Raw genomic sequence first — 7,898 nt, 5'->3', positions numbered from 1 at the left:
CGCCAAGCCGGCACCAGCGAGGCCAGGACGGTTGCGCAGCTGCCGATCACGAAGGCGCTGATGACCACCGATGGGACCAGACGAATGTGCGCCGTATAGCCCATATTGGCGTTGGGTGGCGGTGGCATCGGGATGCCGATGGCCGAGATCGTCTGGCTGAGAACGACGCCGAGGGTCACGCCAATGGTCGCGCCGGCAACGCCGAGCAGACAGTTCTCGATAACCAGCAGACAAAAGATGGTTTGCCCGCGATTGCCCAGAGCCATCATCGTACCGAACTCCCCGACACGCTCGAAAGCGCTCATATTCACGCTGTTGGCCACGCTGAGCAGAACGAGGACGAGAATGATCAGTTGGAGGACACCGAACTGGCGTTCGTAGAGGGCGACTGCTCCCGCGTAGAGTTCGTTGAGTTCCGGCCACGCTAGGACTTCAAGTGCGCTCGCGTCCAGCCGGCCCCTCAGCGTGGAGACCACTTGCACGGTATGTTCGGTCTTGTCGAGTGCCAACACCAGCGTGTTCACGCCATGTGTTCCCAGCAACTCCTGCGCCGCGGCCAAGGGGATGCGCACGGCACGCGCATCGAAATCCTTGGACAGGCTCTGAAAGCTTCCCACCACGGTAAGCTCCAGGCTGTTCAGCGCTCCTTCAGTGGTCGTCAGCAGGAGCGTCACCTGATCGCCCGGGCGAAGTTGCAGTGCGCTCGCCACGCCCTGGCCGACGAGAATTCCCTTGCTGTCCTGCTCGGAAAGCTGGCGCCCCATGGTAATCTGGAGCTGGCTACCCAAGGCCGCTTCCCTGTCCGGCTCAACGCCTTCGCCGACGATCGGCCAGTCGGTGCGGCCGTTACTGAGCAAGCCGGAAAACGAAACACGCCCCATCACGTCGCTGACGCCAGCTTGCTGTTGCAGTTCACTGCGCAAGGCCTCGGCATCGTCGATCAGGTAGGCCTCGGGGTTGCGCGTGCCCTTGGCGTGGAAGCCAGCACGCGAGACCTGCGCGTGACCCGATTGCGAGTGGATCAGTGCTTCCGCGAGCTGATGGTACACGTCGTGTACAAATCCTCCGCTGAGAATCAGACCGACCACGCCGAAAACGATCGAGGCGAGCGTCATCAGCGTTCGCACCCGGTTGCGAAACAGGTTTCTCAGGGCAAGCTTCAACATGATGATGAGCCGTGCTGACTACCGGTTATGGCGCAACGCATCGACGACTTCGAGGCGTGACGCTTTCCAGGCGGGATAGAGGCTGGCCAGGCAGGTCGTGCCGACGGCGAGCAGCAGCGCCTCGGCAACGAGTGGCGCGGTGAGCAGAATCTCACCGCGGTAGGCCTCGGACATGCCTGGTGGAGGCGGCATCGGGATGCCGACATACGAAATCAGCAAAGCGAGCAAGCCTCCGACCGTGAGGCCCAGTCCGCCGCCGATGAGACCAACCGTCAGTCCCTCAAAAACGAACTGCCGCAGAACCTGCCCACGTTGCCGACCCAGCGCCAGGCAGGTGCCGATCTCGGCCGTCCTTTCCATCACGCTCATCATCATCGTGTTCGAAATGCTCAGGATGATGATGACGGCGATGATCAACTCGACGACGCCGATCTGTTTTGACAGGAGCGCTGCCGTCTTGTTGTAGAAGTCCGCCATGTCGTACCAGGGAATGAACTCCATCTCGGAGCCGCCGAACTGCTTGCGCAGGGCCAGCGTGGTGCTTGCGGTCTGCGCTGTGTCGTCGAGTACGAGAATGTACCGGTGGTTAGCGCCAACCTTCAGCAGGCGGTGGGCAAGGGGCAGCGGCACGCGCAAGGCGGAGTCGTCATAGGCCTTGCTGACCGAGGTAAATAGCCCGCGAACCTTGCAATCCGCACCGCTGATGCTGCCCGAGCGCGTGGTTGCGAGAAGAACCACCTTGTCGCCTACCCCTACGCCCAGGTTGTCGGCCAGACCACGGCCCAGGACGATTTCGTTCGGTGCACTGCTGGACAGGGCTTGCCCCGCGCTCACGTTCATGGCCCGGCTGACCACTGCTTCAGCGTCCGGGTCGACGCCCTCGCCAATAAACGAAACGGTCGCCTCGCCGCGGCTGATCATGCCGTTGAAGGATAGGCGCGGGGCGACCGTCCTGACCGTCGGAAAAGCGCGCACCTGGTTCAGTTCGGGCGTCGAGGCGGAAAGGAGGAAACGCATCGGGTCGGCTTGTCCCTTGTCCATAAAACCACTCTTTACGACATGAATATGGCCAAGTCCGTTCTGGATCGCGCCCTCGCGCGTTGCCCAGAAGACCCATTCGATGAAGCCGGCCGCCAGCAACAGGCAGACGACCCCGACCGCCACTGCCGCAACGCCAAGCAGACTGCGCCGGTACTGGCGCACGATGTTACGGAACGCAGTCAGGTATTCCAACCACAAGCCATGCCAGGAGATTGCCGCGGCGCGCTGCACGATGGCGATTAGTGTCAAACGGGACAGCGCATCAAGTTTGCCGGTCATTGTTCGCCTTATCGGTGGAGCAAGTTCGCATGTTAGTTCAGATCGGCGCATCCGACCATCTGCGCGCCCGCAACCGCGTGCCCTAGCCGAGATATGATACGCGCTGGCGCTGCGCTCGGCCACCGGCCGGTTGTGCGGCAAACTGCCAAGGCTCAGCAGTCGCAGTGTCGAAAAATTTTACAGACATTCGCTCAGACGACGCGCACCTTCTTCTTAGGACCTCATTCGGATGTTTAGAAGTGCAAATAAATTAGTTTCTTGGCCTTCATCATTCAGGGCTTGGCACGACGATTGCTTTGTGTTTGACAAGCCGTAGCGCGAAGAACTTCGGCTGGTTAGCATTGAATACGAATATCTCAACCCGAAAGGAAATCAATATGCAACTTCGCAAAACGATTGTAGCCCTGGCCCTGGCTGGCTTGGCTTGTGGGGGCGCGCAGGCGGCAAATCTGTGGACCGGGGCATTCAATACGAGCAACGGCGGAACCCTCCATGACGGAGTTCTGCTGAGCCTCAATGGTGTTGACGTCTGGTCGCAGGGATCCGCGGCCTTCTTCACCGCTGCCGATGTCCAGATCGCACCGGACGGTTCCGTGCCGCTGAATGTCGGTGATATCGTCCGCACGCGCTATCAAGGTGTTGTCAACGGCTTCAATCCGGCGACTGTCGCCAATGACCTCAATTGGGCCGGCAACACGTCGGGCACCTATCAATTGACCGTCGCCGCGTACTTCGACGAAGTCGTCTTGAGCGTAGCCCCCGGCTTTGCCCTTTTGCAGCCGCTGTGGGGCTCCGGCCGCGTTTCGATGTTCTATGACGACGCGAGCCTGTCGAACACGCTGATCGACACCACGGCTGAAGTCCTGTCGGGTATCGGGTACACCGACGGCCTGCTCGTCGCTGATGGCGGAATCGGCGCCACCCTGCCGAACGCTTTCTTTGCGACCGGCACATCTGCCAGCGGCTCTGCCACGCTGGATGGTCAGCTGGCCTTTGCCCAGCAGGGCGTCGACGATCCGGCAAACGTCGCCGATGTGGTCGGTTTCATCCCGGTGCCGACCGGCTACGCGACGACGACCACGCTGCAGTGGGGGCAGACTCAGGGTACCGACTTCCAGACCACCAACTTCTTCGACAATGCCAATGGCTACGCGTCGAAGGCGGTTGATCAGGCCAAGGTGGTCAGAGCCGACGCCAACGTGAACCTGACGGTTCCGGAGCCGGCCGGTCTGGCGATGCTGGGCGTCGGTCTGCTCGGCTTGGCCATCAGCCGTCGGCGGCGCGCTGCGTAAGTTGCGGTTGCTCCGGCACCTCGCGACAGAAAAAGGACCTGCGGGTCCTTTTTCGTCGTCTGTTCGTCGCGCTATTCCGTCCTAGACCGTGAAGACAGACCTCAAGGATTTCGTCGCGAGCTTTTTTCTTATTCTGATCAGCCTGTCGGGTGCTGTGTCGCTGCTGCTTGCGCTGCAGGACTGGTTGGTCGCGACCAGCGGACCTTACGCCGCCCTCGTTCTGTTGGTCGTTTTTGCGCTTGCCTACGGCTGCCTGACGGCGTTGGCGCTGGCCGCTGTTTCCTTCGTGTGGCCGCTGAGAGTCGGCGACTACGGCAGTACGCATCCGCAGTTCACCTTATGGAAGGTTCAGCATGTGGTCGGCGAACTTGGGAAGCTGGCTTTGTTGCCCTTCTTTCCGGTGTTCGCGCGTCCGCTCTTCTATAGCCTTTGGGGGGCTCGAATTGGCAAATTCGTTGCGGTTGGCGGAAAGATCATTGATCCCCGGCTGACCGTTCTCGAGGACGGCTGCGTGATCGGCGAAGGCTCGCTGCTGACCTCGCACGCGATGACGAAAGACCGGTTCATCCTGCGTGAGATTCACATCGGCGCCGAGGCCACGGTCGGAGCGGGCAGCATTCTGATGCCGGGTGTGCGCGTCGGCGCCGGATCGATACTCTTGCCTGGTTCAATCGTCAGGGCCGGGACTGTGGTGCCACCGGGACAGGTTTGGGGTGGCGTCCCGGCTGTCCGCATCAAGTAGGCGAGTGGCGAGCTTACCCGGCCGCCAGCGTGAACCCCAGGCGCACGGCAAAGCGTTTCAGCAGAACGCAGCCAGAATCTCACCCAGATGTGTCGCCGGCTGGTAGCCGGCCAAGGCTTTCGCCATCGCTATTGCTTGGCGCCGCAACTCAGGGTCGATCAGCAGCTGCTCAACGGTTTGGCGTAGCGCCTTGACGCTCAGCGCATCGCTGCGCAGTCGGCGGCCGACGCCGGCGCGTTCAACGTAGACCATGCTCAGGTGCTGATCCATATGCGAAGCAATTCCGATGAGGGGCTTGCCGGCGATCAGCGATTGATAGACGCTGAGGCTGCCGCCATTGCAGATCATCAGATCGGCGCGTTCAGCCAGCAGGTGGCCAGGTGCATAGTCGATGATGCAGGCATTTTCCGGGGGAGGAAAGTTGAGCGCCTTTCCCGCCGTCGTCACGATGAGGGTTATCGGTAGATCGGCCAGGGCATCAAAAACCATCTGCAGGAGGCGTGCGTCCCCCGAGCTGCCCATCGTCGCGTAGATCAGCGGCCGGTCTGTTGGCAAGGAGTCCCAGGCTTGCGGCAAGGCGACGTCAGGCGACCACTGGATGGGCCCCAGGTAGGTATGGTTGGCTGGGCGATCGAGTGTCGGCACCAGTTCGCTGGCATCGGCGTAGAGCGTGTGATCGGCATCGGTGTAGGCGCGAAACCAGTCGTGTCCCAGCGACGGCAGGCCATGTTCGGCGCGCACGCGGTTAAGCGGTCGGCAGTGCCAAGCCGAGGCCAGCGGCCAGGCGATGCCGAACAGAGGCTCGGCAAGGCGTGCGCCGAGCCAGCGGCTGACCGGCAGATCGGGGACCGGCAAAGCGTGGCCGACGGCATACGGACTCCAGTAGGCGTTGATGATGTTCAGGTAGGGAACGCGAGCGATGCGCGCGCTGACCGAGAGCGAAAGGCGATGGTCGCCGACCACAACGTTTGGGCGGACTGAATTGAGCAGGTCGAGATCGTCGCGTACGTAGGCGCGTAGCGTTGCCGCGTCGTACAGCGGTCGGCCGCTTGCCGCCGCCGCCAGGAAACGCTCGCTCGCGATCGAGGCCAAAGGGATGACCGGAAAATCGAGGCCGCTGAGCAGCTTGCGGTAGCGCTGGTCGCAGGCGAGGACGGCCGAAAAGCGCGTGCGATCGAGCTTGCGGGCGAGCGCGCAGGGCCGCGCCGCATGCGCCAGAGTCACCGCATCGGCGATAAAGAGGACCGTCGGGCGCGGATGCATGGGCTGTGCAGGGACTGCTTCGCGTCGCCGCTCTAAGGCGTGGTGTTGTCTGCCGGCGTGGCTGGCTGGGCAAGCTCAAGCGCCGCGGCAACGCCGTACCGTCCAGGCGCGAGGATGTTCGCCGGGTCGAGCGCCGCCTTGAGCCGTGCGTTCAGGCGCAGGATTTCGGGTGCATCGGAAAACAGTTCGCCCCAGCTTTGCAGTCCAGCACGATACTGCTGCAGCTTGCGCGCCCGCATGAGCGCCAACAGTTCGCTGTAGAGTTCCCGGCTGTGCGTTGTTTCGCCGGGATCCTCACGGTCGTAGATGATGGCCATCAGGCAGATCACCGAACGCGGATTCATCAACAGCATGGCAACGTAGAAGTCGAAGCCGTGCGCCGCGAAGCGCTCCTTGCAGGCTTCGAGAAACGGCCAGACGTGCGCGTTCGACAGCGGCAGGATGGGTGCAAACCAGATGAGCCCGCAGCCGTCGCGTGCAGGATGGACGGCGTCCAAGGGTCTGGGATGACGGTTACGATAGTAGGCATGCTTGACAAAGTATTCGGTGGGAATACCCTGCAGGATCTTGTGAACGTAGGGCGCCGACTCGAGCACGGGTAGCGAAGTGCGCGCGCCGAGTTCGGTGATCCGGCGCATCACTGGGCTCTTCCACGACCAGTCGATGATCCGCTCGAGATAGGGTAGCAGCCTGTCCGAGAGAAAGATCAGCCGTCCGTAGGCGCCGAGCGCTTGGCGCAGGAGCGACCTTTGCAGGCTCACCTGACGGCGTGTGCCGTAGATGCCGCCGGCGCAATTCCAGGGGGCAATGCCATACTTGTGGCGCAAGGCGGCAAGGTTTGAGTCACTCAGCGGGCCATTTCGGGGAACCTGTTCAGCAATACGTTGCGTGAGGATGCTCATCGACACGAAGTCGTTGATCATGTGGAGTTTGGTGTTGACGATACCGGTCAAGGCCAAGCGTCTGAAGGCGTCGAGGACCTGTGGCAAGTGGCGCTCGTCGTTGATCTGATAGACAAACGAGTTATACGACTCGGGTTGTGGCATCAGCCAGATGCCGGCACGCGTCACGATTCCGAAGTTGGATTGAGTAAACAGTCCTTCAAGGTAAGGGCCGACGCCCGTCTTGTGCGTGTGCCAAGTGTGCAGGCCGCGCAATTCGCCGCCGATGTGAACACGCTCGCCGTCGGCCAAGACCACTTCCAAACCGCAGAGGTTGCCGAAATGATCGCCGTAGGGCGTTTCGCCGACGCCTCGCTCGAGCGCGTTACCGATGACGCTGCCCAGACCCGATCCGTCGGTGCAATCGATCCACAGCTTGTAACCGTTGCTGCGCAAGTGCCGATTGAACTGTTCGTAGGTGACCCCAGGTTCGATGACGGCGTAGGCCAGTTCCTCGTTGACCTCGATAACGCGGTTCATGCGCTCCAGAATCATCACCAGCGCCCCATCCGTGATCGCCAGCGTGGTGCCGTAACCCCAGTTCCTCCCCGTGCTCGACGGCCATACCGGGATCTGGTAACGCGCAGCGATCTTGACGACTTCGGCGACATCTTCGGCAGACGCTGGAAAGACGACGGCCGCGCAGACGCTTTGCCAGGGGATCGTACAGCGGGAGTAGCGATCGAGGTCTTCGGCGGTCGTACAAAGGTGCTCGGCACCGACGACGGATCTCAGCTCGCGGATCGCGGCGTTGTTGATAGCTTGCCTGGTTGGATGCGTCTTTGCCTGCGTCTGCATGGACTGGTCTCCGGCACGGGCCAGGGCTGCCGCGGTGCACCGCACCCCGCTTTGTTCGCCGCCTCTGACCTCTACCCATGCACCGGCTGGGCGGGCTCAGGATGCCGCAGGCGGAGGGTAGTTCTACTTAAACACTTTAGCCGATTCTCGTCGACTTGGCCACCACTTGGCGTGTGCCAAGCAAAAGTGCCGCCGTGTTGCGGAGGACAGCCACTTTCGGCGGCTCAGGCTGACTGCGTGAAAGCCTCCGGCCACTGCAAGATCAACACGTCGTGCCGGTCACCAACCCGCCGAAGCGTCGGCCCGATCACTTTGCTGAATCTCAGAGGTTGTGAATTTTTCGTTTCAGCACTGCCACCCGGGGCAGCGGGCGCCG

General features: G+C 62.0%; 6 protein-coding genes. 2 read left to right on the top strand and 4 right to left on the bottom strand.

From position 1 onward, the window contains the following. Window positions 1–1,166: ABC transporter permease (locus tag RKP46_RS04780; RefSeq protein ID WP_311105567.1), on the bottom strand; the 1,166-nt coding region annotated here is incomplete at its 3' end. Window positions 1,167–1,184: 18 nt separating this feature from the next. Beyond that, entirely contained in the window at window positions 1,185–2,486 is a 1,302-nt protein-coding gene (locus RKP46_RS04775; RefSeq protein ID WP_311105566.1) for an FtsX-like permease family protein, read from the bottom strand. Between the two features lie 377 nt (window positions 2,487–2,863). On the opposite strand from RKP46_RS04775, the gene RKP46_RS04770 reads away from it, so the two are divergent. Both RKP46_RS04770 and RKP46_RS04765 read left to right on the top strand, forming a co-directional pair. Further along, complete coding sequence (locus RKP46_RS04770) at window positions 2,864–3,778, top strand: PEP-CTERM sorting domain-containing protein (RefSeq protein ID WP_311105565.1); 915 nt, start codon at window positions 2,864–2,866, stop codon at window positions 3,776–3,778. Between the two features lie 88 nt (window positions 3,779–3,866). Further along, window positions 3,867–4,520: a hypothetical protein gene (locus tag RKP46_RS04765; RefSeq protein ID WP_311105564.1), complete on the top strand. Its 654-nt coding sequence runs from the start codon at window positions 3,867–3,869 to the stop codon at window positions 4,518–4,520. Window positions 4,521–4,577: 57 nt separating this feature from the next. Here RKP46_RS04765 and RKP46_RS04760 read toward each other — a convergent pair whose 3' ends face one another. Both RKP46_RS04760 and RKP46_RS04755 read right to left on the bottom strand, forming a co-directional pair. Next, on the bottom strand, window positions 4,578–5,783 hold the full coding sequence (locus RKP46_RS04760; protein WP_311105563.1) for a glycosyltransferase: 1,206 nt from the start codon (window positions 5,781–5,783) through the stop codon (window positions 4,578–4,580). Between the two features lie 32 nt (window positions 5,784–5,815). Next, window positions 5,816–7,522, bottom strand: a complete 1,707-nt coding sequence (locus RKP46_RS04755) for an FAD-binding oxidoreductase (protein ID WP_311105562.1) — start codon at window positions 7,520–7,522, stop codon at window positions 5,816–5,818. Between the last annotated feature and the right edge of the window lie 376 nt (window positions 7,523–7,898).

The sequence above is a fragment of the Accumulibacter sp. genome (assembly GCF_031732815.1).
Lineage (GTDB): Bacteria > Pseudomonadota > Gammaproteobacteria > Burkholderiales > Rhodocyclaceae > Accumulibacter.
This window is presented reverse-complemented; position numbering and strand designations above follow the sequence as displayed.

Excerpts from the sequence above, each read along its gene's own strand:
- RKP46_RS04775 (WP_311105566.1), bottom strand. The coding sequence starts at position 2,486 with ATGACCGGCAAACTTGATGCGCTGTCCCGTTTGACACTAATCGCCATC.
- RKP46_RS04760 (WP_311105563.1), bottom strand. The coding sequence starts at position 5,783 with ATGCATCCGCGCCCGACGGTCCTCTTTATCGCCGATGCGGTGACTCTG.
- RKP46_RS04755 (WP_311105562.1), bottom strand. The coding sequence starts at position 7,522 with ATGCAGACGCAGGCAAAGACGCATCCAACCAGGCAAGCTATCAACAAC.
- RKP46_RS04770 (WP_311105565.1), top strand. The coding sequence starts at position 2,864 with ATGCAACTTCGCAAAACGATTGTAGCCCTGGCCCTGGCTGGCTTGGCT.